23 protein-coding genes are annotated in these 26,300 nt (G+C 45.2%); 10 read left to right on the top strand and 13 right to left on the bottom strand.

Going from position 1 to position 26,300, the window contains the following annotated elements; all coding sequences use genetic code 11:
* Positions 1–67: 67 nt before the first annotated feature.
* The 6 genes from H5300_RS04545 to H5300_RS04520 form a co-directional block, all read right to left on the bottom strand.
* Positions 68–811, bottom strand: a complete 744-nt coding sequence (locus H5300_RS04545) for a GntR family transcriptional regulator (protein WP_017103508.1) — start codon at positions 809–811, stop codon at positions 68–70.
* 120 nt (positions 812–931) lie between these two features.
* Complete coding sequence (locus H5300_RS04540; protein ID WP_182795514.1) at positions 932–2,218, bottom strand: OFA family MFS transporter; 1,287 nt, start codon at positions 2,216–2,218, stop codon at positions 932–934.
* A gap of 91 nt (positions 2,219–2,309) precedes the next feature.
* The gene (locus H5300_RS04535) at positions 2,310–3,263 is read right to left on the bottom strand and encodes a PfkB family carbohydrate kinase (protein ID WP_182795513.1); all 954 of its coding nucleotides are present in this window, start codon (positions 3,261–3,263) and stop codon (positions 2,310–2,312) included.
* Positions 3,253–4,275: an ADP-ribosylglycohydrolase family protein gene (locus H5300_RS04530; RefSeq protein ID WP_054541511.1), complete on the bottom strand. Its 1,023-nt coding sequence runs from the start codon at positions 4,273–4,275 to the stop codon at positions 3,253–3,255. Before H5300_RS04530 ends, H5300_RS04535 begins: the two co-directional genes overlap by 11 nt.
* Positions 4,276–4,362: 87 nt before the next feature.
* Complete coding sequence (locus H5300_RS04525; protein WP_182795512.1) at positions 4,363–5,661, bottom strand: nucleoside permease; 1,299 nt, start codon at positions 5,659–5,661, stop codon at positions 4,363–4,365.
* 341 nt (positions 5,662–6,002) lie between these two features.
* Positions 6,003–7,166, bottom strand: coding sequence for an amino acid permease (locus H5300_RS04520; protein WP_182795522.1), 1,164 nt, complete (start codon positions 7,164–7,166; stop codon positions 6,003–6,005).
* Positions 7,167–7,602: 436 nt separating this feature from the next.
* Between H5300_RS04520 and H5300_RS04515 the strand changes: the two genes are divergently transcribed.
* From H5300_RS04515 to H5300_RS04495, 5 genes are all read left to right on the top strand, one after another.
* Complete coding sequence (locus H5300_RS04515; protein ID WP_182795511.1) at positions 7,603–8,814, top strand: MFS transporter; 1,212 nt, start codon at positions 7,603–7,605, stop codon at positions 8,812–8,814.
* The gene (yidZ, locus tag H5300_RS04510) at positions 8,789–9,775 is read left to right on the top strand and encodes an HTH-type transcriptional regulator YidZ (protein WP_102295488.1); all 987 of its coding nucleotides are present in this window, start codon (positions 8,789–8,791) and stop codon (positions 9,773–9,775) included. The genes H5300_RS04515 and yidZ overlap by 26 nt, the downstream gene beginning before the upstream one ends.
* 64 nt (positions 9,776–9,839) lie before the next feature.
* Positions 9,840–11,072: a MerR family transcriptional regulator gene (locus tag H5300_RS04505; protein WP_182795510.1), complete on the top strand. Its 1,233-nt coding sequence runs from the start codon at positions 9,840–9,842 to the stop codon at positions 11,070–11,072.
* On the top strand, positions 11,073–11,642 hold the full coding sequence (locus H5300_RS04500) for a GNAT family N-acetyltransferase (RefSeq protein WP_054541516.1): 570 nt from the start codon (positions 11,073–11,075) through the stop codon (positions 11,640–11,642).
* Between the two features lie 237 nt (positions 11,643–11,879).
* A complete protein-coding gene (locus tag H5300_RS04495; RefSeq protein WP_054541517.1) occupies positions 11,880–12,428 on the top strand; it encodes a carboxymuconolactone decarboxylase family protein in 549 nt (182 codons plus the stop codon).
* 90 nt (positions 12,429–12,518) lie between these two features.
* Here H5300_RS04495 and H5300_RS04490 read toward each other — a convergent pair whose 3' ends face one another.
* The 4 genes from H5300_RS04490 to H5300_RS04475 all read right to left on the bottom strand — a co-directional run bounded on the left by H5300_RS04490 (position 12,519) and on the right by H5300_RS04475 (position 17,867).
* Positions 12,519–13,694 (bottom strand): MalY/PatB family protein, encoded by a 1,176-nt coding sequence (locus H5300_RS04490; protein ID WP_054541518.1) that lies wholly within the window; start codon positions 13,692–13,694, stop codon positions 12,519–12,521.
* 12 nt (positions 13,695–13,706) lie between these two features.
* A complete protein-coding gene (gene nhaC / locus H5300_RS04485) occupies positions 13,707–15,170 on the bottom strand; it encodes a Na+/H+ antiporter NhaC (RefSeq protein WP_182795509.1) in 1,464 nt (487 codons plus the stop codon).
* A 145-nt stretch (positions 15,171–15,315) separates the two neighbouring features.
* Complete coding sequence (locus H5300_RS04480) at positions 15,316–16,320, bottom strand: LacI family DNA-binding transcriptional regulator (protein WP_182795508.1); 1,005 nt, start codon at positions 16,318–16,320, stop codon at positions 15,316–15,318.
* A 119-nt stretch (positions 16,321–16,439) separates the two neighbouring features.
* Positions 16,440–17,867 carry a PLP-dependent aminotransferase family protein gene (locus H5300_RS04475; RefSeq protein WP_182795507.1) on the bottom strand — a complete coding sequence of 476 codons (1,428 nt, stop codon included), beginning with the start codon at positions 17,865–17,867 and terminating at the stop codon, positions 16,440–16,442.
* Positions 17,868–17,991: 124 nt separating this feature from the next.
* On the opposite strand from H5300_RS04475, the gene H5300_RS04470 reads away from it, so the two are divergent.
* Positions 17,992–18,891 (top strand): DMT family transporter, encoded by a 900-nt coding sequence (locus H5300_RS04470; protein WP_102458992.1) that lies wholly within the window; start codon positions 17,992–17,994, stop codon positions 18,889–18,891.
* Positions 18,892–18,997: 106 nt separating this feature from the next.
* On the opposite strand, the gene H5300_RS04465 is transcribed toward H5300_RS04470, so the two are convergent.
* Positions 18,998–19,423: a DUF3010 family protein gene (locus tag H5300_RS04465; protein ID WP_010432976.1), complete on the bottom strand. Its 426-nt coding sequence runs from the start codon at positions 19,421–19,423 to the stop codon at positions 18,998–19,000.
* 261 nt (positions 19,424–19,684) lie between these two features.
* Here H5300_RS04465 and H5300_RS04460 point away from each other — a divergent pair, with 261 nt between their 5' ends.
* Positions 19,685–21,322, top strand: a complete 1,638-nt coding sequence (locus tag H5300_RS04460; protein ID WP_182795506.1) for a methyl-accepting chemotaxis protein — start codon at positions 19,685–19,687, stop codon at positions 21,320–21,322.
* A gap of 176 nt (positions 21,323–21,498) precedes the next feature.
* Here the strand turns inward: H5300_RS04460 and H5300_RS04455 are convergent, their stop codons facing one another.
* Positions 21,499–21,846 (bottom strand): DUF3316 domain-containing protein, encoded by a 348-nt coding sequence (locus tag H5300_RS04455; RefSeq protein ID WP_017076504.1) that lies wholly within the window; start codon positions 21,844–21,846, stop codon positions 21,499–21,501.
* Between the two features lie 262 nt (positions 21,847–22,108).
* On the opposite strand from H5300_RS04455, the gene H5300_RS04450 reads away from it, so the two are divergent.
* Complete coding sequence (locus tag H5300_RS04450; RefSeq protein WP_017076903.1) at positions 22,109–22,978, top strand: LysR family transcriptional regulator; 870 nt, start codon at positions 22,109–22,111, stop codon at positions 22,976–22,978.
* Between the two features lie 4 nt (positions 22,979–22,982).
* Complete coding sequence (locus tag H5300_RS04445; protein WP_061021469.1) at positions 22,983–23,660, top strand: endonuclease III domain-containing protein; 678 nt, start codon at positions 22,983–22,985, stop codon at positions 23,658–23,660.
* 170 nt (positions 23,661–23,830) lie between these two features.
* Here the strand turns inward: H5300_RS04445 and H5300_RS04440 are convergent, their stop codons facing one another.
* Positions 23,831–25,492: a methyl-accepting chemotaxis protein gene (locus tag H5300_RS04440; protein ID WP_065206308.1), complete on the bottom strand. Its 1,662-nt coding sequence runs from the start codon at positions 25,490–25,492 to the stop codon at positions 23,831–23,833.
* Between the two features lie 275 nt (positions 25,493–25,767).
* On the opposite strand from H5300_RS04440, the gene H5300_RS04435 reads away from it, so the two are divergent.
* On the top strand, positions 25,768–26,280 hold the full coding sequence (locus H5300_RS04435) for an RNA methyltransferase (RefSeq protein ID WP_182795505.1): 513 nt from the start codon (positions 25,768–25,770) through the stop codon (positions 26,278–26,280).
* Positions 26,281–26,300: the final 20 nt, after the last annotated feature.

Below are 26,300 nucleotides of genomic sequence, written 5' to 3'. Positions count from 1 at the left end.
TTACGATTGCTAATTCGAGTAAGACTAACGGGCTTTTTGTATCTGCTGTCATTTTTGAAGCTAGAAGCTAGTCTTCGCTCACGAACACATACATATCACCACGGCAGCGGTTGATACTGTATTCAATCGGCACACCTTTTTTATCGTAAGCGGTTTGCTCGATAAGCAGCACTGGCACCGTTTCATCGATGTTGAGTTTCTCTAGAAACTCTTCCGTTGGCATCTTAGCGGACACTCGGCTTTGAGTTTTTGTCGGTGAGATATCTTGGCTGCGGAAGTAGTCGTAAAGCGACAGCTGGATCTCGTCAGGGTCGTGGATAAGATGCGCAGGAACGTAAGACTCTTCAATAGATACCGCTTGCTCGTCGATGTAACGAACGCGCTTCAATAGAAAGACTTGATCGTTCTCGGCTATTTTAAGCATCTTGGCTATTTCAGAAGAGCACGCAATCACGTCTTTCTTAATCCATAACGTGTCGGGTTTTTTGCCTTTCAGAACGACTTGTTGAGAGAAGCCTGTCGCTTCTTTACTGGAGTACTCAACGGTCTCACTGATCATGGTACCCAAACCACGAGAGCGAACAATCACGCCTTCTTTATCTAATATATCCAACGCTTTACGAACGGTGATACGAGACACACCAAGCTTGTCACTGAACTCACGCTCGGTAGGAATGAAGTCTCCACCTTTGAGCATCTGTTGCTCAGTCGCCAGCTTCACTGAATCGGCAATCTTCAGATATAAGGGTGATTTATCTTTCTGTTCGATTCGTTCTTGAATCAGGGTAAGCAGTGGTTGATAAGCGCTCATAAATGTCTGTTTTAGCTTTTATATTTAACTGAAGTATACCCGAAGTCTCAGCCCACACTTAATAGAAATGTGAAATCTGAGGGCGAAACAAAGATTCCACCACTCAGAGGTTTTATCCAGTTAGCTTGAACGTTCTGGTTGGTAATGTGGGGCTAACTCTGTATCGCTACTAGGCTCTGTTGAAATGGGTTTTACTTTGAAGGTTAGGACTGTCGCGATACTCACTAACACAGCACAGATCAAATAGGCTATTGAGTAACTGCCGTACCAATCGACGGAGATTGCTGCAAGGATAGGGCCGATAAAGCCACCAATGCCCCAAGCGGTATAAAGCACTCCGTAGTTGGCGCCAAAGTTTTTCAGGCCGTATAAGTCCGCCATGATTGAAGGAAACACTGCTAACAAGGTGCCATATCCAATGCCTGCCAATGCCGCGCCAACCATTAGAGTCGGGCTAGAAACAAACTGGCTGAACAGCAGCATATTGATGGTTTGTAGCCCAAGCGCGATCGCCAACGTTTTTAATGCGCCAATCTTATCGCTCAATAACCCAGAGACTAATCGACCTGCTGAGTTGAATATCGATAAGGTCACAATCAAATAAGCGCCTTCTAAGATATTGGCTTGCTCAGCAGCAATCGAGGTGATGTTGGCGATGATCATCAAGCCAGCGGCAGCACCGAAGGCGTAAGTGAACCACAACAGGTAGAACTGCTTGGTGGCGAGCATCTCTTTCCATATATAATTTCGAGCGGGAGGCGGTTTAGGATTTGAGGAATCAGGTTTTTCTGAATTGGCTTTCGGCTCATACCCTGCTGGAGGGTTCTTGATCGAATAAGCCAGTGGGAAAGCAATGACGATGAGCCCAGTCCCAAGTATGCGAAGGCTTTGTTCCAATCCAACGACGGATATTAGGTAGCTAGTAAGCGGGGCCAAGTAGATAGCCGCAAGGCCAAATGCCGTGGCGAGTAACCCATTGACCATGCCTTTCTGAGAAGAGTGAAACCACTTCATTGCCGTTGGGTTCAAACATGCGTAAGCGAAGCCAATTCCTGCACCCGTGACCAAACCAAAACTCACATTCAGGTTCCATGGCGTCAAAGATAGGCTCGCTAAGATCATGCCTGCGCCCGCCATCAAAGAACCCACCATCAATACTTTTTGTGGGCCTATCTTATCTTGAATACGACCAGCAATGAGCAGTGCCAATGACAGAGTGATGATGGTGATTGTGTAAGGCATAGAGGCTTGAGTGTTGTTCCAACCGAGTTCTAAAAGCGAGTTTTTGAATACACTCCAAGTATAGAGAACACCAATGCACAGGTTGATTCCACAGCTAGCGAGCAGAATTCTTGTTGCTTTGTTATTTGCAATTGAAAAGCGGTTCAAAGCAGAAAAATTAATCATGGGAGAAAGGCCAAAAAGATAGGTAAAAAAGACAGGCGTAACAAAAAGGCCCAGTAATACTGAGCCTAGTGTGTTCATGAGTTAGCAAGGATTAGTATTGGTTAAGGTAGCGAGTAATCTCGTCCACGCTTGGGGCACAGTCGCCACCTACATGGCTCACCACGTAAGATGCCACGGCATTGCCTAACAAGATTGCATCGGGCAGTTCCCAGCCAGAAGCTAAGCCTGCTAATACGCCTCCTGCATGGGTGTCACCTGCGCCAATAGTATCAACCACTGTAGCTTTAAATGGCGCAACGTTTCCGTAGCCGTCATGAGTGGCGAACAAAGCACCATCACTGTCGATGCGCAAAATCAGCGGGCAGTGATAAGTGTTATGCCATTGCTCAACGAAGGTGTTGATATCTCGCATACCCAGAACTTCAGCTTCTTGGCGATTCAAAGACACCGTTGGTTTCAGCTTGATTAGGCGATCAAACAGTGGCTTTGGAATATCACCAATACGAGGGCCAAAATCGATGAACAGCTCAATGCTGTTGGGCAATGTTTCTAGCCAGCTAACGAGCTCTTCACCACAACCCGAAGACAACTGATAACCAGAGAGGTAGATAATTGCATCGTCTTGCAGATTTAACTGATCAAGTGCTTGTTGGTTCCAGTTGTTCTCGACACCGCTAACAGACAAGAAGGTACGTTCACCGTCTGGCTCAACGAGCGCTAAGCACCAGCCATTGTCGCCACTTGGATCTTGTAGGTGACTTGTTAGGCCTTTTTCAGCCATTGCTATGGTGATGATGTCAGCCCATTTACCTTGACCAATTGGTAAGGCATTGATTGATTCAACGCCCAGCTTTTTCAGAGCAATCGCGATATTTAGAGCGCAACCGCCGACATGAATGCCTTTTTCGGTCAGTTCTACATCGGTGCCACGTTTCGGTAGGGCAGGTGTTTCAGTCACGATATCGACCACAGCCGCGCCAATCAGACACAACTGTCGTTGATTCTTGAGGGTTGGAATCAGTGTAATCAAAGAACTATGAGGCATACCCTTGCTCCTTAATTTCTCTTAGACGCAGGAAGGTGGCTGCGTAACCTGCAAAGTCGAGTTGGTTTTCATCATCAAGCTGTTTTTTTAGATCGACATCGATAGATTGAATGCCATTCAGAGCCCCACAAATTGCGGTTGCCATCGCACCAATCGTGTCGGTATCACCACCTAAGTTAGCACACAGGATCGCACAGCGGTTTGGATCGGTTTGCGCCAATTCAACCATCGCAATAGCTGCTGGTACCGATTCAATTGTGCTCACGCCAGCACCGACTAAGTTGTAGACTTTTTCCATACGCTCTTCGATGCCACTGCTTTCTGAAGCAACCATCAAAGCAAGTTCAATACGCGCGCCCATTGAGGCACTGAATGTGGTGATGTTCTTGGTTTGTGCTGCGTTGGCGATCGCAGGTAATTGATCTTTAATTTCGCTCCAACTATGTCCTTCAATCGCTTTTGATACCGACCAAGCAATCGCAACCGCACCCGCTATTGCGACATCTGATTTGTGTGTTGGGCTTGAAGCCAGTGCGACTTGATCGATGAAGGTGTCTAAGCTGGTGGTAGGAACTAGGCAGCCCATTGGCGATACACGCATCGCAGCACCGTTAGTCACACCGTTGTTTTCAAGCTCATCAATTGAAGTGCCTTCTTTAATTGCACGCATCGCCGCTTTTGAGCTAGGGCCGAAAATGTTTTTGTTGAATGCGTCGAAGCCTTCAGCCCAGCTTAATACGTTGCGAGCAATGATCTCTGGTGAGATCTCACCGTCGCATTCGATGATAGCGTCAGCAAGAGCCAGCGCCATTGAGGTGTCATCCGTGAATTGGCAAGCATCGAAATAACAAGCGGCGTTGTTTTCAGCAGGCCCCGGTAGGAAAGAGTCAATCCAACCAAAGTGTGCTTTTACTCGGCTTCTTGGCCAAAGCTCTGATGGCATTCCCATTGAATCACCCAGTGCTTGACCATAAAAAGTGCCTAAAATTCTGTCTTGTTTTGAAATGTTCATCTTACTTCACCAAAAATAGGTTATTTAAAAACTGCTCAGCCTTTAGCTAAAAAATAAGGCTAGAGAGAAGACTGAGCAGGTATAAAGTTACGCTTGAGCTTTTTCTACTTGAGCCTGCTCTGATGGGTTTCCATCTGATTTTTTGTCGATTTTAATCTCTTTGATTTCGCCGTTTGGTGCACGGAAGAAGTACATGAAGATCACGAGGATGATGGCGATCATGATGGCACCGAAGCCCCACATGCCGGACCAATCAAACGTGAGTCCATTCTGCGGTTCGTCGTAAGCAAACATCTTCTCCATTAATACGCCACCTAAGCGGTAACCCAGCAAGCTGCCGATACCTTGGCAACCCAATGTGATAAGGCCTTGCGCTGCGGTACGCATGTGAGCAGGTGCTTTTTTGTCGACGTAGATGTAAGCCGTTACGAAGTAGAAGTCGTAGCTCACGCCGTGCAAGAGGATGCCTGCGAACAGCAGTGAGTATAGGTACCAAGTGTCTGCGCTACCGTAGACGAAGAAACCGTAACGAACTGCTGCCGTAAAGAGACCAAGTAACAGTACCTTCTTAATACCAAATCGTTTGGTGAAGAAAGGTAATGCCAACATGAAGAAGATTTCAGAGAACTGACCCAGCGTCATCCAGCCAGTTGCGTTGCTCATGCCGACTTCGGTTAAGTAGCCGTTTGCGAAGATGTAGTAGAACGCCAATGGCATGCTGAACATGAAAGAACAAACGAAGAATGCTAGGAAGTTTTTGTCTTTCAGCAACACGAGAGCATCAAGGCCAAGCATCACTTTTAGGCTAAGTTTACCGGTACTTTTTGGTGGTGTGTCTGGCAGTGTTAACGCGAAGATCCCCAGAGCTAAAGAAGCTAAAGCAGTCAGGATCAGAGGGATATTGCTTGATGAAATATCGCCGTAACCCAACCAACCTGGTAAGAAACCAATCGCAATACCAGAAGCGATCCAGCCGATGGTGCCCATTACACGGATACGCGGGAAGTCACGTTCTACGTCTTCTACGTTAGAGAAAGCAATGCTGTTGGTCAGTGCAATCGTCGGCATGTAAGTTAACGAGTAAAGCAAAAGGATTGGGAAGAAGGTGGCAAACTCGGTTTGTTGAGCCGCTAAGTACATCAAACCTGCACCCGCTATCAACATCACTGAAAGTACTTTCTGCGCTGCGAAGAAACGGTCGGTGATTGATCCAACTAGGATCGGTGAAATGATCGCTGCGATTGCAGTACATGCATAAGACCATGCGATCTCAGTCGGGGTAAAGCCATTGGTATTGAGTATTTGCCATAAGGGAACAAACCATGCTCCCCAGATAAACCATTCAATGAACATCATTGAAGACAGTTTGAAGTTAGTCGATTTCATTATTATGTCCTTTAGTACTGTAGGGTACGCAATGATGGTATTTTAAATTATAGTACCAATACAATACCATTAAGGTTGTTTTGTGATCTAATTATCAGATGTATCAGCAATGGAGTTACTTTATATGATCATAGAGCATGGTGTTTTGAGCTGATGCTGAGATCTAGATATGACGAGTTTCTTATCTAAATTATTGTTTCTAAATACGTTCTTTGAAGGTATCAGGCGATGTCTGTCGAGAAGGGTGGAGGAATAATGTGGGTAAGGAAATTAGGCATAAAAAAAGAGCAGCCAACGCTGCTCTTCTTGGTATCTTTTTAGGTCTATGACCGAGTGATGATTTACCCCATAAACCAAGATACGAAAATCAAAGCCCCAAAGCCGAATGTTGCCATTAGTGCCGTGTCGCCACCGGCTGCAGTATAGCTGCCTTCGGTTTGTAGGTGAGGGAAGTCAGGTCTACGCACCTTAACCACCATTGCAAGTGGTCCCCAGATAGCTAGGAACACCAATACCATCCCTGCGTAATCCAGCATGCTGACAAACTGGCTAGCGAACAGCTCTGCTAATGCCAAAGGTAAGATGAAGGTCAACGCATAAGCCAACGCTTTGTTGTTGGTGACGACATCTTTGTTTTGGTCGTAAAGCGCCATCGACACGCCGAGGAAAGAAGTCACCAAGGCCAGAGCAGAGAACAGAGCAATCACCACTTTCAACCAAGCAGATTGGCCGCTGAACGCAGAGATCAACTCAGAGATATTGTGGAACTGACTGATCGCGTCTGTGCCAAGGTTACCGATAATAGCGAACAACCAAGTGAGGTAGCACACTAGCGGGATCACTGAACCTAACAGAATCATATTGCGGATCTGCTTTTGAGTCGCTTCACGGTTGTAGATAACCAGTGACGGGATAACTACCATAGAGGCAAAACTGGTAAAGATAACTGCGCTGTACTGTACTACATCATTAGCCGTGTATTTGCTGGCTTGAGTCAGGTAATCAAGGCGAATATTGCTAAATAAAGAGGCGATAACGATAAAGAGCATCACCACCATCATTATGAATAAACCGCGATTCAATTTGTCGATATACGATTTACCCGCCACCACAATCACACCCATCAATAGGCTGAAAATGGTATAGGCAACCGATGTAGACACATCGACGCCAACGTCGAGCAGTAGCTTGTGAATGATGTCACCGACACCCAAGATATAAGCGATCAGCATGCATACCAGCAACAGGTAAAAGAGTGCATTGATAAAGTGTTTACCTTTACTGCCAAGCGTTAAGTAAGCAACGCTGCTCATGCCACTGTTGTCTTTCGTTTTTGTACACGCTTCCGCTAGTAGAAGCGCAGAGTAGGTGGTGCCGATAAAGATAAGTAGCATCAGTACTGAGCTGATCATGAAACCAAATTGAGCCAATACCATCGGAATGGCCAGCATGCCTGCACCTAATGCAGTCCCTGAAAGGATTAGGGAACTGCCGAATAATTTCATATTCAAGAAAACAACCTCGAAGTATCCAAATAATTTTTAGTTGGATTGTAAATATTTGTTGCCAAGACTAACAAATTACTCAGTAAAGTTAGGGGTTAAATTCTAATAATTTTTGAATTTTTCTAAAAAATTTAAGTATGGATTTGTGGTGGATATGAGTGGTTAATTTAAGCATTCATGTGGTGATTTTATTTATCGTTCTGATAACTTTTAGAAATTGTTCGCTGCTTAATAGTCTGCGGTTTATAGCTGATAAATCGGTGTCTTAATTTCAGCTGAATTGAGTCAAAACCTTGCTTATTTCGTTAATTCTTGTCTATCGCCTTTTCCACATACTGATGGTTTGTCGTAAATGGAAAGATCCGTTGTCGCAGAAGCCACTCGGTAGTTTGGCGTTTCGCTCTTATTATCCTCACACCAATTATGTGGGGGTGTTATGTATCGTTTTCTGTTTTGTAGTTTTGCGCTTGTTCTCTTGTATCCAACAGCCATTGATTTGTATCTGGTTGGCTTACCTCAAATTGCAGCGGACTTAAATGCCTCTGAGGCGCAGCTTCATGTCGCGTTCTCCATCTATCTCGCGGGCATGGCAACTACGATGTTGTTTGCGGGTAAATTTGCCGACAGTGTAGGAAGAAAGCCTGTCGCGACTTTCGGTGCGATTGTCTTTGCGATCTCTTCGATGTTAGGCGGAATCGTCACTAGTGCGGAACCGTTTCTTGCGGTACGTTTTTTCCAAGGTGTTGGCGCGGGGTCTTGTTACGTGGTGGCATTCGCCATATTGCGAGATGTGTTAGACGATCAAAAACGCGCTAAGGTGTTGTCGATGATGAATGGCATTACCTGCATCGTACCAGTACTTGCGCCTGTGATTGGCCACTTAATCATGACGGTTTACCCGTGGCCGAGTTTGTTCACGACCATGGCGAGCATGGGTGTGGTGGTGTGTTTGTTGTCGGTGTTCGTGCTAAAAGAGACTAAACCTAAGGTTACAAAGTCGGTATTAGCGAAAGTTTCTTTATCTGAGACATCTCAATCAACTTCAACCGAAACGTTCAAAGACCCGTTGTTTATAAGCCGTGTGATTATGACTAGCTTAGGTGTGACGGCGATTTTGACTTACGTGAATGTGTCTCCAATGCTGATCATGACAGAGCTTGGTTTCGACCGAGGTCAGTACTCTTACACCATGGCACTCACCGCTTTGGTGAGCATGTTGGTTTCCTTCTCAGCCCCGTTTGCTTTGAATCTGTTTAAGCAAAAGAACCTCATGCTGACTTCACAAGTCTGCTTCGTTGTTGCCGCAATTTTGTTACTTGTGTCGATTGAAGGTGGCTTAGGCCATTACGTCACGTTGTTGGGTTTTGCTTTTGTGTGTGGTGGTTTCTCACTAGGTTTTGGTGTTGCGATGAGCCAAGCATTGAGCTGCTATTCACAACGAGCAGGTGTCGCGAGTTCTATATTGGGCGTTTCTCAGGTGTGCACGTCGGCATTGTTTATCTGGTTGATGGGTGTTATCGGGCTAAGTGCATTGAATATGTTGGTATTTATACTAGCTGCTGGTGGAGTTATCAGTATTGCTCTAATACTATGGGTAGGTCCTTCCCAAGTTAAAAGTGATTATGAAGAAGCCACTAGCTCGTCTTGATCTAAATCTGTTGTTCACTCTGCAATTGCTGCTGCAGGAACAGAGTGTTTCGAAAGCTGCCAAAAAGCTCAACGTCACGCCGTCAACGGTGAGCAAATCACTTACTAAACTTCGAGATTGGTTTGATGATCCTTTATTTGTAAAGACACCAAGAGGTTTAACACCAACGCCACTTGCGCTGAGCATGGTGAAAGATCTTCAAGACTGGTTGCAGATCGGTAGCCAAATATTGACGACTCGTGGCGACGATGCGCCTAAAGATCTGCGCTTGAATCTAGAAGCAGAATCTCCTCTGTCGCTAATCATGCTCAATGAGCTGACGCAAAGCGTGTATCAACGCTACCCAGACGCGAAAATCAAAATGCGTAATTGGGATTATGATTCGATTGATGCCATTGTTCGTGGGGAATCTGATATTGGGTTTTCTGGGCGAGAAAGCCACCCGCGTTCGAAAGAATCTTTAGACGCTTTACCCTATTTCATAGACTTTGAGGTTCTGTTCCACGACTTGCCTGTGGTGTACCTGAGAAAAGATCACCCAGCTTTACAAGAAGAGTGGAATCTTGAGGCTTTCCTTAAATATCCTCACATCAATATTGTGTGGGAGAAAAGCGAAACATGGGCATTAGATGAAGTGCTTACTGACCTACAACTAGACCGTAATATCGTACTGACTTTAGCTGGCTTTGAGCAGTCATTATTTATGACAGCTCAGTCAAACCACACCATGACTACTGTTGCGCCTAATTACTGCCGACGTTACGTAGAACAGCTTCACCCAAATCTTACCTGTTTACCTATCCCTTTAGATGAAGAACATATCAAAAAACTGCTGATCCCGTTCACCATGATTTGGCACAAGCGCAATGCTTACAACCCCATCGTTCTATGGTTAAAAGACACGCTCAGAGAGCTTTACCAATTTGAAGTTCAACAAGGACAAGATAATAAAAATGTTTAATGGGCTGTTGACCTGACTACAGCTTCATAGTTTATCTTTGCTACCGAAATGAGAGGGGAAGTGCATGTATCGTATCTCTGAACTGGCCGAGTTAGTTGGACTGAGTCGCTCGACATTGTTGTATTACGGCAAGCTAGGTTTGATTGATGCTCAACGCCAGAGCAATGGGTACCGCCTGTATTCTGAAAAGGATCTGCAGCGTGTTCGCTTGTTGCAGCAGTTGCAAGCGGGTGGGTTGACGCTCAAAGAGTGCCAAGCTTGTCTAGATGCAAAGATAGAGCGCGGCTTACTGGAAAATCGCCTTAAGCAGTTGGACGAAGAGCTCGCTCAAAAGCAACGATCACGCGACTTACTAGCGGCAATGCTAGGTGAAGGTGGTTTAGAAGAGTGGCATGAGTCGATGGATAAGCTTGCACCAGATGCACACCTCGATTGGTTAATGAAGCAGGGTTTTGATGAGAAACAAGCGCTGCGATTGAAGTGGTTATCGAAAGACATGAATGAACATGATCAATACATGGCGGATTTTGGCGCTATCTTCGAAGGGTTAGAACGATTAGGGCCGGGAACGGCTGAAGATACCTTAGCAGCATTAGCACAAGTTCCGATTTCACCTAAGCGCGTACTCGAGATTGGTTGTGGCAAAGGCATCGCGACCAATGTGTTAGCGAAAGCCATCAAAAAGCACCAAACTGATGTACACATTATTGCGGTCGACAATGATCAACCGAGTTTGGATATTCTAACTCAGCAAGCGCAAGCATCTGGCTTAGAAAGTAATGTTCAAACCGTGTGCGCAAGCATGATCGATTTACCGTTTGAAGCTAAATCGTTCGACCTAATCTGGTCAGAAGGTAGCGCTTACATTATGGGTGTCCAGAAGGCACTTAAGCAGTGGAGGAAGCTACTTACCGATGATGGCATCTTGGTTATGAATGATTTGGTCTGGAACACCGAGAACCCAAGTGAATCAATCAAAGCGTTCTGGCAGAAAGAGTACCCAGATATGACCACAGTCGCTGAGCGTATCAAGCATGCAAAGGCGGCGGGTTACCAAATCTTGGGTGACTTTACGATGAGCGATGAAGGCTGGCTTGCCTATTATCAGCCTTTACAAAAGCAAGTTGAAGCTTTGAAAGCAACCATGCCCAATTCAAAAGCGCTCGCAGATTGCGACAATGAAATTAAACAATTCTTCAATAACAGCAGGCTTAAGAGTGAACTCTCGGAAGATTCCCCAAGCTTTGCTAAGCGTGATTTTGATTATCACTTTTTTGTGTTGAAGAAAGTACAGTAAGTGAAGAACACCATGAAATTTAGACAATATGATTCAAGCGAGATCGAAACGATCACTCAACTTTTTACTCAAACCTTTACTGATTCAGAAGGCGAGAACGAAGGTAAAACAGTGGGTAAGCTTGCCAACGATCTTTTGATGACCACAGATCCAACAGAGCTACTTTGCTTTGTTGCTGAAGACGATTCTAGTGAGTTGGATGTAGATAGCACTATTGTAGGCGCGATTATCTTTACGCCGCTTTCATTTAACGATGAAACCAAGGCATATTTACTTTCACCAGTGGCGGTGAGCACACAGGTTCAAAAGCGTGGGATAGGTCAAAAGCTGATTAACTTCGGCTTAGAGAACCTAAAAGAACAGGGTATCGAACTTGCAGTGACGTATGGTGATCCTAGCTACTATTCAAAAGTCGGCTTTGAACAAATCACTACTGAACAGATCCCAGCACCATTTGAGTTGAGCTACCCTCATGGCTGGATCGCTCAATCGCTGGTTGGTGGAGAGATTAAAGTAACAAGTGAACAGTCGAGCTGTGTTGAAGCTTTGGCTCGCGCAGAATATTGGTAACCGCTTGCAATAAAAATTGAGAAATCGAGAAAGCCCATCAGGTGTTGCCTGTGGGCTTTTTTGTTATGAGCAAAAGATATTAGAAAGGTTCTAACTTGAAATTTGAACGATTGTTCAAAATAATACTTGAACGATCGTTCTGATTTAATCTATATTGTTTTCACACCAACGGAGAACAGTCATTAATTGCTCCGTGATTGAATAACTTTAGAATCATAAATTGATAGGGATAAAACAATGAGCAACTTCAAAATTCACTCAGTAGAATCAGCGCCAGAGCAAAGCCAACCTATTCTTGAAGGTGCTAAAAAGCAGATGGGCAGAGTACCGGGTCTTTTCGGTGTGTTGGCTGAATCTCCAAATACGTTGAAAGCCTACACCCAGCTTCATCAGGCGTTTAGTGACTCATCTTTCGATGCTGAAGAGCTGACGGTTGTTTGGCAAACCATTAATGTTGAACACGAATGTCATTACTGCGTACCGGCGCACACTGGCATTGCACATTCAATGAAAGTTGATCCTACGATCACTGAAGCACTGCGTAATCGCACCGCTCTACCCACTGAAAAGCTGCAAGCACTGCATGACTTTACGCTGAGTATGGTACGCAACCGCGGCAATGTGTCTGAAAGTGAAATGACAGCATTCTTTGAGGCGGGTTATGGTCAACAACAAGTGTTAGAAGTGATTCTTGGCTTGTCTCAGAAAGTGATCAGTAACTATGTAAACCGTGTTGCTGAAACGCCAGTAGACAAAGTATTCGAACAGTTTGCTTGGCAAGGTTAATTTACCTTTAAATAGGTAAATAGTAAGAATGATGAAAGCCCCGCTCAGTTGAGTGGGGCTTTGTTGTTTGGAGTGGGTTACGTTTTCTAGTTACTTATCTACAGCTAATGCTACTTTTAGTCGTACCAAAGCGTCTGCTAATACTTCTGCAGGGCACCCTAGATTCAAGCGAATAAACCCTGAACCTTCTTCGCCAAAGGCACAACCCATACTTGGTACAATGCCGGCTGCAATGAGTTTACGTTCCAGCTCTGCATCGCTTAGTTTCATTGAACTGCAGTCTAGCCATGCAAGATATGTCGCTTCGGGTTTCGTGAAGCGAATATGAGGCAATTCAGCTTTTATGAATCCGTTCAGCGTTTCTATATTGTTTTGCAGGTAGTGTTTTAAGTCCGCTAACCAAGTTTCACACTCTTGATACGCAGCGGTTGCCGCTGACATGGATAGGCTATTGAAGCAATCCATGCCATGCGCATCCAAACGGCGAACAAACTGCTCCTTCAACACCGAATTTGGAATGATGAAGTTTGAGATTCTTAATGATGACAAACCAAACGTTTTACTGGCCGCGGTCGCCACAATAAGTTTGTCGGTTAGCAAGCTTGGTAAGTTTAACGTCGAATGAAATACATTAGGTGTTAGCGTTAGGTCACTCCAAATTTCATCACTGATCAGCCACACATCGTGTTTTCTACACAGCTCGGCAACTTGCGTTAGCTCTTGCTCGTTCCATGCTCGACCTGTTGGGTTATGAGGATTACAGAAGACCAATGCCTTTGCACCACTGGCAAAGCAGTCTTCCAAGTGAGCAAAATCAAGCTGGTAGTGACCATCAGATTCAATCAACGGGTTGTTCAATACTCTGCGGTCATTCAGTTCGATGATCTTACGAAATGAACCGTAACCTGGGCTTTGGATAACGATCTGGTCATTCACTTGCGTGAGCATTTGCAGCGCCATTGCGATACCCGGCAATACACCATGTATCGTGGTTATCCACTCTTTTTCGATGTCAGCGTTATGTTGGTTTTTAAACCAATCAATCACAGCTTGGTAATAGTCATCCTGACGTTCTGAGTACCCAAAAATACCATGAGCGATATCTTGAGCTAAACGGTCGAGCACTTGCTGAGGAGCTTGGAAATCGTAGTCTGATACCCACATTGGCAGTAAGTCAGATCCTTCCAGTCCTAGCTTCTGCTCCATAAAGTCCCACTTTACCGACCCTGTATTTCGGCGGTTAATCGTATTGTCGAAAGAATTCATAGGATGTGAGCCTTACTTAGTGCTGTGAGCTAGAGAAGTTTCTACGGAGTCTTCTGACTGTTCAGGCTTTGCACGTGCAATACCAAACCCAGTGAAGCCATAAATCAGAGCAAAAACGACACCGGTGTAACATTGGATAGCCCAAGGTAGGTAATCCAACGTTGCTACGCCGAGTGTGCTTGCCATGTAAATACCCGCAGCTGTCCAAGGAACCAGTGGCTCAATAATCGTGCCTGCGTCTTCGATGGTTCTGGATAGGTTTTTCGTATCTAGCCCCATTTTACGGTAAGCGTTTTGGAACAATTCACCTGGAATAAGAAGCGCGAGTTTGCCATCTGATGTCGTGAAAACTACGGTAATCGTCGCGATCACTGTTGATGCGATAAGCTGTCCTGTTGAGTGAATCATATGCAAGAAACGACCTAGTACCACATTCAGTGCACCGGTTAGGCTTAAAACACCTGCAAAAGAGAACGCACAGAAAACCAGTAGGATGGTGCTCATCATTGAGAACAAACCACCACGGTTTAGCAGCTTAGACACATCAGGTATTAGGCCGTCAATCGCTGTACCTTTCGCTTCAAATAGAGCGACATTGAAGCCGTCGACGTAAGCTTGGAAACCTTGTTGTAGAGAGAAACCTTGTAGAACCATACCTAATACAATCGCAAGGGCAGACGCACCTAGCATCAGTGGCAGAACAGGCTTTTTGGTTAATGCACCCCAAAGAATAATTACTGGTGGGATAATCAGAAGAATGTTGAAGTTATAAAGACTATCTAACCCAGCAAGAATTTGAGTCACTTTTTCTGGTTCGCCAACCGTGCTGATATCGGCACTTTGTCCTGCGAAGAAAAAGACAATAGAAGCAATCACAAAGCCCGGTAGCGTTGTGTAAAGCATGTGTTGAATGTGTTCGTATAAGGTCGTGCCTGAAACGACAGGTGCAAAGTTGGTTGAGTCAGAAAGAGGCGAGATCTTATCGCCAAAATATGCGCCAGAAACAACGGCGCCGGCAGCAGCAGCCAGTGATACATCTAAACCTGCCGCAACACCCATCAGTGCAACACCAACGGTACCCGCAGATCCCCAAGAAGTACCAGTACACACAGAGACAACAGAAGTAACAAAAAAGGCAGCAATGAGTATGTATTCAGCACTGATGACTTTAAGTCCCCAGTAAACCATGTAAGGGATGGTGCCACTGATCATCCAACTGGCGATAAGGCCGCCCACTGAAACCAATATCAGGATAACAGGCATCGCTTTTGCGAGTTTCTCAACAATCGCGTTGATGATGTCATCCCAGTTGTAGCCCATCTTCCAAGCAATACATGCTGTGAAAGTCGCAGAAATGAGTAGCAGAACTTCAATGCGAAGTCCTAAAACACCGTATCCAATAGCAAGCAGCGCAAACATAACGGCTATAGGTGCTAATGCTAATCCGAACGATGGTAGAGGCTTTGAGTTATTCATATTTGTTGTCCTCAGGTGAATGTAGGGTTTGTTCGGAATGGATAATAAGCGTGCTCTGACATCGAAAGTGCGACTTCAATACTGTTTTCATGTAAGCGGTTACATGAGGTGTGTACATGAGATTTTGGTCACATTTTGTCTCATTTTAGTGCTTGATTGACTTAACTGTCTGCCTTTCAACCAGTGTCGCTTCGAATTTATGTTGTTTGGGAGGCGCGTATCCTGCGGCTTTAAGTTTAATGGCAAGGTTAGCCGCATAAGTCGACATCTCGTCGATAGGGTTATGCATGGTGGTTAACCGAGGGTAAAGGTAGCGAGCGAGTAAAACATCATCAAAGCCGATGACTGAAATATCGTTGGGAACCGAGATACCTTGATCTTGTAAGCTCGTCATTAATCCGGCTGCCATAACATCATTAAAGGTGACGGCGGCTGTGACCTCTGGGCATTGGTTTATCAAGATATCACCTGCCGCTTCACCACCTGATTCACTAAAGTTTTGGTTGATGATCCAGTTTGATTGTATTTCGATATTGGCCGCTTTCATGGCTTCTTGGTAGCCTTGCAAACGGTCTGTTCTATCTTGGATTGGAAGGTCGCTCGAGACATAGGCAATTTTTCGATGTCCGAGTGCAATCAAATGTTGCACCGAGACTTGAGAGCCGAGTTTGTTGTCTACCCACACTGAGCGATTTGATATCTGAGCAATAGTGCGATTGAGTAGCACCATTGCTGGCAGTTGAGAGGAGTAGCGAAGTAAGGTCACATCATCGAGCATTTTCGAGTGAATCACCATTGCCTCACAGCCTTGGCTGATTAGGAAGTCGAGGCCTTCTTTCTCTCGCTGAGCATTGTGCCCGCCACTCACCACAACCAGCTGGTATCCGTTTGTTCTCGCGACTTCTTCAACGCTCTTGGCAACAAGCGCAAAGAAAGGGTCAGCTAAGTTGCCCGTCAATAAGCCTAACGTGTTGCTACTTCGACTTGCTAAAGCCGTGGCTCGTGCGTCTCGGTGGTAATTGAGTTCTTTGATTGCACGTTCTACGCGCTCCAACGTGATAGGTTCGACATAGCAGGTACGGTTCATTACTCGTGAAACGGTTGCTGTTGAAACTCCGGCAAGTGCTGCTACATCTTTGATAGTTGCCACGTCGAACTCCGCTAGGCATTGAAAGGCTGCGAGTGTAGCGAATCTTTGCTGTTGAAAATGTTAATAAGGTCAAAGCTTGTTAACGCCAATTCTATGAGTTTAGCTAGGTCTGGCGACATTTAGCACGTATGTTTAGCGATTATCTTCGCTAGTGTCACCACGCCTTCTTTCCACTCTTTACTCTCTTCTATGTTTGCTACGGTGAAACGCAAGCAGTGTTTGTATTGGTCGTGTGTGCCAAACACGGTGCCGGGTAAGATGCCTAATTTGTGTTTCAAGCAATCTTGATAGACGGCATAGCTGTCGACTGATTCTGGCAGTGTTATCCAGTTGAGAAATGAACCTTCCGGCTTTGACAAATGGTAGCGCCCAACAAGGTGCGGGTAGCTATCCAGAGCTTGTATTAATAGACTTTGGAATTGTTTTTGATTGGTTTGATAGAGCCGTTTCATCTTAGATAAATGGCTGAGGTATTTGCCTGTCGTGAGGAATTGCCCCACAGCGGATTGCATCAGGTTTGAGCTGCCCATGTTATCGCATAGTAGATACTTCTCGACCAAGGGCTGATAGCGCCCCGACAGTAACCAACCGATTCGTAATCGTGAGTCTAAGGTCTTGGATAGCGAGTTGACGTAGATGACTCTGTCTTGATGATCTAGCTCTTTGAGGCTCGCGATTGGTGCGTCAAACGCCAAGCTACCGAATACATCGTCTTCGATAATCGGTAAAGATCCGGTGATCTCCAGCAAGGCCTTTCGATTAGCCAGAGGCATTCTTGAGCCAGTCGGGTTGGTAAAGTTTGGTGTCAGCAGCAGCGTTTTCACTTCCCATTTGTCCAACGCACTCTGTAGTGATTGAATATCGATTCCGTGACTAACACTGCTTGGTATTTCTAGGGCTTGCAAACCAAGTGATTCGAGTAAAAGTAAATTGCCGAAGTAACACGGTGACTCTACGGCCACGATGTCACCCGGTTTGGTGAGTGCACGTAAAGCCAAACTGATCGCCTGTTGAGCACCGTGAGTAATCGCAATCTCTTTCGATCCCGCGGGTACACCTAGATCATGGGTGATCTTTAACAATTGCTTTACTAATTGCTCGTCACCGGGAGGGAGTTGATAGTAGCCCGGTAGTTGAGTTTGCAAACGGCTATGGCGGCCAATCTCGGCGTACAAGCTACGAATCGCAGGGTTGTTTATGTTCGGGTGTGCAGAACCAGCAAGCAGTTTCAGACGACCTTTCGGGCGAGAGAGTACAGATTTGGTGACAGATAAGAGGTCCACTTTTTGAGGTTGGCTGGGTGTATCCCAGTTGGTGGTGTTCGGTGTCTTTACGCGATAGCCAGATTTAGGTACTGAGTAAACCCAACCCGTTGCTTCCAATTCTTGATAGGCGCGAATCACGGTGTTTTTGCTCACACCAAGCTGTTCGCTTAACTGACGGATCGAAGGAAGACGATCATCTGGGTGAAAGAGCCCTTTATCAATTTGAGCCTTAATATGTTGTTCGGTAGCAAGATATTTATTGCCGCTGAGTTCTACTTCCACGTTATTCTCCCTCGTTGCTCACTTTTAATCTGTAACCATTTAAAGTGTTATATCTGTGTCTTTATTAGTTATCTGTACCCAACTAAGGTAACAGCATTGATGAAGAGTTGACCAGAGGTTTGTAATGCTGATTAAAATGATTCCGTTTGTGTTTGTAATATTGTGGTCGTCAGGTTTTGTCGGCGCACGTCTTGGCGTGGAATACGCGGAACCCGCAACATTACTTTCACTGAGGATGGTAGCCAACGTGGCGCTGTTCTTGGTTTTGATTGCAATCCTTAAGCGTCGTATCCCTCGTGGTCGAGCATTCTTCCACGCTAGTGTGGTCGGCATCTTGATTCATGGTTTCTACCTTGGTGGCACCTATCTGGCGATTGATATGGGTATGCCCGCCGGGCTGAGTTCTCTACTTGTTGGCTTGCAACCGATTCTTACCGCATTGATTATGATCAGCTGTACTTCGCAGCGTTTTAATTTTGCACAGTGGTTGGGTTTAGCGCTTGGTTTTGCGGGTATCAGTTTGGTGTTGATGGGCAATATTGAATGGCAGTCAGACGACCAAAAAGGCTTGGCAACATTATTGTGTTTGGTTTCTTTGGTGGGTATTACCTGCGGAACTTTGTATCAGAAGCGCTTCTGTCAGGGGACAGATATGGTCGGCGGTGCGATGGTGCAATACTTGGCTTCTGCTGCGCTGTTTCTACCGTTCGCAATGCGTTACGAAACTATGCAAGTGAACTGGACTGTAGAATTCACGTTGACTCTTACCTGGCTGGTGGTGGTTCTGTCTTGTGTTGCCATCCTTTTGCTGCTTTACATGGTAGAGCACGGTGCATCTTCAAGTGTGGCGTCGGTGTTTTACTTGGTGCCACCGACGACAGCAATTCAAGCCTGGCTTATCTTTGGTGAGTCGTTCGACATCTATGGTGCAATGGGCTTCGCGTTGTCTGCCGCCGCGGTTTATTTGGTGGTGAAGAAGCCGGAATGGATTAAGGCTCGCAGGCGAACAGCGTTAGAGCGGTAAGCGTATTTCATCAAAACTAACTGGGTTTAAAGCCGAGTGATAGAAACAAAAAAGAGCCTGAATATTCAGGCTCTTTCTGTATCAAATATTGGCTAGCGACTATTGATTAGCGCTGCATTAAACAAGCGTAAGCCGTTGTAAACGGTGCTTCTTGGTATTGCTTAAGGCCAGTTTCTTTGAACTTCATCATAAGAGGGTTGCGCTTAAGGCTCTCCTTGATGTCAGCAGGTGATACAACGGTTACGTCTAGGCCGTCGATCAGTTGAATTGCTGCTTCTAGTTTGAAACCAAAGCCACCGCCAGCAAATTTGCCTTTAGTTTGGCGTTGACGAATCACAACTTTGTCTACTTGGTAATCTTCCATTAACTTTGCAAAAGAGAATTGAAAGTCTTTCATATTCTGCGTGTCGTTAGCGTCGCTAATCGCAACCTTTGAAACTCGGCAATCAGGGATATTAAATACACCATCTGACAGAGAAAGAAGACAGATGACAGCATCGTTACCTTTGATTTCAACACCACAAATTTTCATGTTCATACCTATTTACTTTTGAGCCGTACATTATGGTGCTATTTCCATTACTTCTCCAGTATTTGAGCATGTCTGTGGTAAATAAGTGCAAAAACGTCTTTGGCTCTACTTTTTAAAGTTGACCTTTGGTTGAATAATAGACAGTCGATTCAAGGGTAACGTTTTCTATGCGACTAGGTTCACAAACTTTTAGCTAGCTTTTATATTGATACTGTATATTATGCGCGCGTCCCTATTTACTGTGTGGTTATTAACCCCCTTATGAGTATCAACAACCTATCTATTAAGAGTAAAATTGCGATTCCACTAATGGTGATCGTGATTGTTTTCTCGACTGTTACTGTGCTTAATGTCATTAGATCTAATGCTCAGGCTGCGATCAACCATGAGCTGAATAATGTGGTTCAGCCCGTGTTAGACAATTTGGAAGATGGGTATCGTGACATTTACCAAGTTATCGCTTCTGCTCAAGGTCTATTACTCGCGAAAGACCAAGCGGCGATTGAGTACCAAAAATTTGAGTTTAAAGACAATGCTTACAAAGCGGTTCCTCGTTTTGAAAGTGTGGAAACTTTATATGCAGCGGGCGTGCTAGATCCTTCTTCTCGCGGTGAGTTGTCAAAGCTTGTGAACGCGATGAGCAAGTGGGTGGCGCTGCATGAGCCAATGTTTGCAGACCCTGCCAGCGCATACCAATACAACATCAATTACTCGCCAGCATTAGACGCTGAGTTTGCAATCATTCGTGTTCAGCTTCGTGATATCAGAACCCTGATTGAACAGAAGCAGAAAGAGCTTCGTCAGCAAGCTGCTGACTCTATCGAATCAAGTAAGTTGATCATTGAAGTGGGTATGGCGGTCGCTGTTTTCGCTGCGCTTTTCGCGATGTGGTTATCTAACCGTTTTATCGTCCAACCAATCCAGAACGTAGAGAAAGCGATGAATGAGATCGCATCGGGCGACGGTAACTTGTCTCAACGCATGAAGGTTGAAGGCAACGACGAAATTGCTCGCTTAAGCTCCGCATTTAACCAGTTTGTTGGCAAGATCCATGTAACCGTGGAACAAGTTATTCTCACATCGAACGCAGTACGTGGCGAGATGGAAAACATCAAATCACTCACGCAAAGTGTTGCTGAGTTTTCTTCAAATCAGCAGCGAGAAAGTGAAGTGGTAGCTGCGGCGGTTCATGAAATGCAAGCAACTAGCGAAGTGGTCAGTGGTAATGCACTGGATGCCGCAACTGCAAGTAACGTTGCCAATCATGAAGTGGAATCGGCTGATACGACGCTGGGTTTAACCGTGACTTCTATTGAACGCCTTGCGCAAGATATCGAGAACGCGGGTGGGGTGGTTCAAGATCTGGATACCGATGTGAAGAACATTGCTTCAATTCTTGGCGTGATCAAAGGCATTGCAGAGCAAACCAATCTGCTTGCATTGAATGCGGCGATTGAAGCCGCTCGTGCCGGTGAGCAAGGCCGTGGTTTTGCCGTAGTTGCAGATGAAGTAAGAGCGTTGGCGAGTAAAACTCAAGACAGCACTGGCGAAATCCAATCAATGATTGAACGCTTAGAAGTGGGCGCTAAACACGCGGTTGGTGTGATGACTGAAAGCAAAGTGAGTGGCGAGAAAACCATTGTTCAGGCAGGAACGGCGGCGTCTTCACTGAGTGAGATTCGTAACTCAATCGGCAAGATGAATGACATGAACACACAAATCGCGACGGCAGCTTCGCAACAGTCTCAAGTGTCTGAAGAAGTGAACAAGAATGTTCAACGCATCGCTGAAAGCACCATGCAAATGGTTGAAATGGCGAGCAGCGCTGAGAATGCTTGCATGGCATTGGCCGAACAGTGTGAAGCGCTTGATAGCCTTGTGTCTCAGTTTGAAGTGTAATCTTCAAAATTAGCCAGACGAATATGAGCTGATAATGGTTGCTCGTTTTGAATTCCATTAATCATAGCTGAACGACAAAAAAGCCCGCATTCTATGAGTGCGGGCTTTCTTTTTGACTAGGTGATCAGTTTTTTTGACTACGTGATCAGTTTTTAGACCTGATCAATCATTCGGTGTTAGCTGCTGCGACCGTCTTTGTATGTGTAACGGTAGTCAACTTTTACGTTCGCTTGGTAATGAATGTCACCGCTCATGTTAGTGATTTTCTTCACTTCCATATTCGCGTCATCAATCTTGAACGAATCGTATTTGGTTGTCTGTTGGAACTGTGGCAGTTCTCTTGAAAGCTCAAAAGGTGTTTTTGCGCTTAACTCATCCATAAGGTTTGTGCCTGCATCGTATGCTTCCGCTTCAGTAACAAATGTATCAGACTTTAGCGTTGTTTCTTGAATCGTTGTTTTAGTTGCTGCAAACGCTGTGGTGCTGAGAACAAGAGTTGATGCAAGTATGATTAATTTTTTCATAGGATTACCTTACTTTGTTGGAATACCTGTGTTCCGGTACAGAACCAACATACCAATGAAGTGGTAAGATGAGTGTCAGGAGAAAAGCCGATTTTGTTAGTATTAGGTAAGGAATATGGAGAAATGTCAGGTGTTGGTTGTATTGATTTTGAACGATTGTAGATGCAGACCATTTATGAACAGCGCATATCAAGCAAGGTGACACTGATACCTATCTTCAATACACTGTCTGGGTAACCATCGTTCAGCATAAGGTAAAAACATGGCCAATTGGGAAGGGGTAAGTGAGTTTGTTGCAGTGGCAGAGCGTGAAAGCTTTACCGGTGCGGCGCAGAAGCTCGCTACGTCGGTGGCTCAAATCAGTCGTAGAGTAGCAAATCTCGAAGAACGACTCGCGGTGAAACTGCTCAATCGAACGACGCGTAAGGTGTCTCTAACAGAGGCCGGGCAACTCTATTATCAACAGTGTAAGTTGCTGGTTGAAGGCTTAGAAATTGCTGAGCTTGCGGTCACGCAGATGCAATCCACACCAAAAGGCTTACTGAAAGTCACTGCGCCTGTGACTTATGGTGAACGCCAACTCGCTCCAATACTTCATCAATTTTTAAAGCTTCACCCACAAGTAGAACTTGAGCTGATGCTGACCAATCAAAAGCTCGATCTTATCGATTCTGGTGTTGATGTGGCGATTCGTCTTGGCCGCTTAGAAGATTCAAGCTTGGTCGCAAAGAAGTTATCGCAGCGACAGCTTTATGTATGTGCAAGCCCTGAATACATTGAACGCTATGGTGAGCCGCATACGCTCTCTGAATTGAGTCACCATCAATGTTTGGTCGGTGGCTTTGAACATTGGCGCTTCAAAGAGAATAAACGCCCTCGCTCGGTTCGTGTTAATGGACGAATTAGGTGTAACAGTGGCTTAGCCTTATTGGATGCCGCTAAACAGAGCATTGGCTTGGTTCAACTGCCAGAATATTACGTGAGTGAAGATCTAGAGTCGGGAGAGTTAGTCGAAGTGCTATCCGATTATCGAGACGACAAAGAAGGGATATGGGCGCTTTATCCTCAGAACCGTAACCTGTCTTCAAAGGTTCGCTTGCTAGTGGACTTCCTGTCTGAGCAATTGGATTAGTTCTATGACCCAAAGCCACAACAATTCAAAGGGTCAAGCAGAGCTGATCCTTAGCGTGTTCGATACCCTTGAGCAGCACTATGGCTATTTTGATTGGTGGCAAAGGGAAGACCCTTACGAGATAGTTTTGGGCGCTATTCTGGTTCAAAATACCAACTGGAAGAACGCAGAGAAAGCGCTCACCAACTTAGGCGATAAGTGCGATCCAAGCTCAGTAGCCGGTATGGATCTTGATGACCTTGCCCAAAAGATTCGTTCGAGTGGCTACTACAATCAAAAAGCCATTAAGTTGAAGGCCGTGACTGAGTGGTTTTTGAAGTATCAATACGATATGTCTGTGGTGCGAGAACAGGACAAAGATAAGCTGCGAAATGAGCTATTGGAAGTCAAAGGAATCGGTGGTGAAACGGCTGACGCGATTCTGGTGTATGCGATAGGTAAACCATCTTTTGTGATTGATGCGTACGCAAGAAGGATCTTCACTCGCAATGGGCTCGATGTGCCTAAATCGTATGAAAAATTTCGAACCTTGATGGAAAGCGTGATCCCTCTAGATACTAAAAAGTACGGCCACTATCATGGTTTGCTGGTCGAACATGGTCAGCAGTTTTGTAACCCTAAGCCCAAGTGTGAACATTGTCCTCTGAATCAAAGTTGTGTTGAGGCTGAATTTGGGTCTTAGAGCCGTGCAATATGCACCCTTACATCAATACCCCATTTAATTAAAAACGGGCTTCAGAGTAGAGATTCTGAAGCCCGTTCTTATTTAGTGTGAAAAGTCTTAACGTTAAGTAGCGCTTACTTGTTATTTATAAGCAGCGTTTACTTACTATTTAATAGACCGTAAATGTCCTAGACCGTGAAGCGATCAACCAAGTGGTACAGCTCATTTGCGCGGCTGTTGAGGTTTTGGCTCCCCGCACGGTTTTGATTCGCTAATGATGCCGATTGTGAGCTTTGATCGGAAATCACCACAATGCGTTGAGATATCTCTTGGCCAACAATGTTTTGCTGCTCTGTCGCGGTAGCAATCAATGAGTTCATGTCCATGATCGTATCAATCGACTCTTGGATTTTCGCCAGTGCTGCGGCTGCGGCATTTGCTTCTTCCACCGTTTGAGCACTTTTATTTTGGCTCGAATCCATCGCTTTCACGGCAGCATCTGAGGCAGCTTTTAGCTGCTGAATCATTTTATGAATGTCACCAGTGCTTTCTTGAGTTCGGCTTGCCAGTTTACGAACCTCGTCCGCAACCACTGCAAATCCTCGCCCTTGCTCACCTGCACGAGCGGCTTCAATTGCTGCATTCAGTGCTAATAAGTTTGTTTGTTCGGCAATATCTTGAATGACCGTCAGTGACGACGAAATGTTTTGTACATCACCCTCTAATCTAGATACCACAGTGTTGGCTTCGGATACTTCGCTAGCAAGACCAGCAACAGAGTTGGCAGCCGCATTCACTATTTGTTGAGCTTCTTTGGCATTACCCTCTGCAAGCTTCGCTGAGTCAGCTGCCTGACTTGCGTTACTGGAGATCTCTTGTGCTGTTGTTGTCATTTCGGTCATTGCTGTTGCAACTTGTTCAGTCTCTTCACGCTGACCAGTGGCAATTTCATCAACCTGAGCGGCGCGAGAAGACATACTGCTGGTTTCAGCGACGACTTGCTGGCCAACATCACTCACGCTGCGGATGATGGTTTGTAGGCTAGCAACGAAGGCGTTGAAGTTCTCGCTGAGCTTAGTGAACTCAGGGGCTTTGAATTTTTCCATTCGAGCGGTTAAATCGGCCTCGCCACTTGCAAAGGCACTAATTGAACGGTCGAACTGCTCAAGAGGTTGCATGATGGTGCGGTTCACTGCAACAGCGAAAACGGCTACCACTAGGGCAATCAATCCGCAGAAAATCGCGATAGCAGTCAGGGAACTTTGTAGCGCGACATTCGAACTTTCTTTCATCTCGGCAATAACAGCGTCGATGTCATCGGTGTAGAATCCAGTACCAAGCATTAAGTCCCATTGCGGAACAAATACTGAGTAGCTAAGTTTTGGTAACGCGACAGATTGGCCCGGTTTCGGGAAATAGTAAGTCGTAAATTCACCCAGTTTTGAGTTCTTGATCAGGTCTCGGATTAGGTAATTACCTTGCTTGTCTTGAAGGTCATAGTAGTTTTTACCAATACCATCATTACTTTGCCCAACCACAACTCGGACACCTTTAGAGTCATAGCCAAAAATATAGCCTGATTCGCCATATTCTAGGGTTCTCAATGTTGGTAGAGCCTCTTCTAGTGTTGCCCCTTTATCTAAAAATGGGCTGATCGAAGAGTAGGCCATTTGCAGGTACGCTTTGAGTTCCTTTTCTTTCATCGCCATCATATTGCTACGCGTCGATTCTACTTGCTGTGCGGTTAGCTCGGTGCTCTTCATATACGTCACGCTCATCATGCCAATTGCCATTAGTAGCAAAGGAATGAAAGAGAGAATATAAAGGCGGTTTTTGATGGTTAGGGTCATTTCACGCTTCCTGTGTGATTTTCTCATACAATTTTCAACACATTATTAATGTGGTTTCAAAATGTAAATGGGCTTGTTGTCTAATTGTTACCCTAGAATATTTTTGTTTGATAAACATGATGGCGGTTAAGTTTTTAATGTGAGATGCCTTGCAATTAAAGGCTTAAGAGCGAAAAAGCGAGTTTGTATCGATGCTTTTGAATTCGACGTTGTTTTGGTAGAATGCGGCCCTTTGTAGCACCTTGCTATGTTTATTCGTTAAGTGAGAAATATTCATGAACAAAAGCCATGTGATTATTGGTTTAACTAACCCAAAGAGCCCGACGAATGTTGGCGCTGTTATGCGTGCGGCTGGTTGTTACCAAGTCGACGAAGTTAAATACACAGGGCAACGCTACGAAAAAGCCGCTAAATTCCACACTGATACGAAGAGCGCAGCGCGCACGATCCCGCTTACTGCCGCTGAGTCATTTTTAAATAATCTTGACGCGGAAACTCAGATTGTGTGTGTAGAACTAGCAGAAGGTGCGACACCACTGCCTCGTTTTAAACACCCTGAAAACGCTATCTATATCTTTGGCCCTGAAGACGGCTCTATTTCTCAAGATGTTGCGGATAGAGCTGATCACGTCGTGTATGTACCAACGGTTGGTTGCATGAACTTGGCTGCGACGGTTAACGTGCTACTTTATGATCGCCTTGCGAAATCTGATGAAATGGACGAGAGCAACGAGCTGATTAAGAAAAGCCGTGATAACCGCAATCACTTATTAGTCAAAGAAAAGTAACTATTTACTTCTAGTAAAAG

Source organism: Vibrio sp. SG41-7, from assembly GCF_014164465.1.
In the GTDB taxonomy this organism is placed as follows: domain Bacteria; phylum Pseudomonadota; class Gammaproteobacteria; order Enterobacterales; family Vibrionaceae; genus Vibrio; species Vibrio splendidus.
This window is presented reverse-complemented; position numbering and strand designations above follow the sequence as displayed.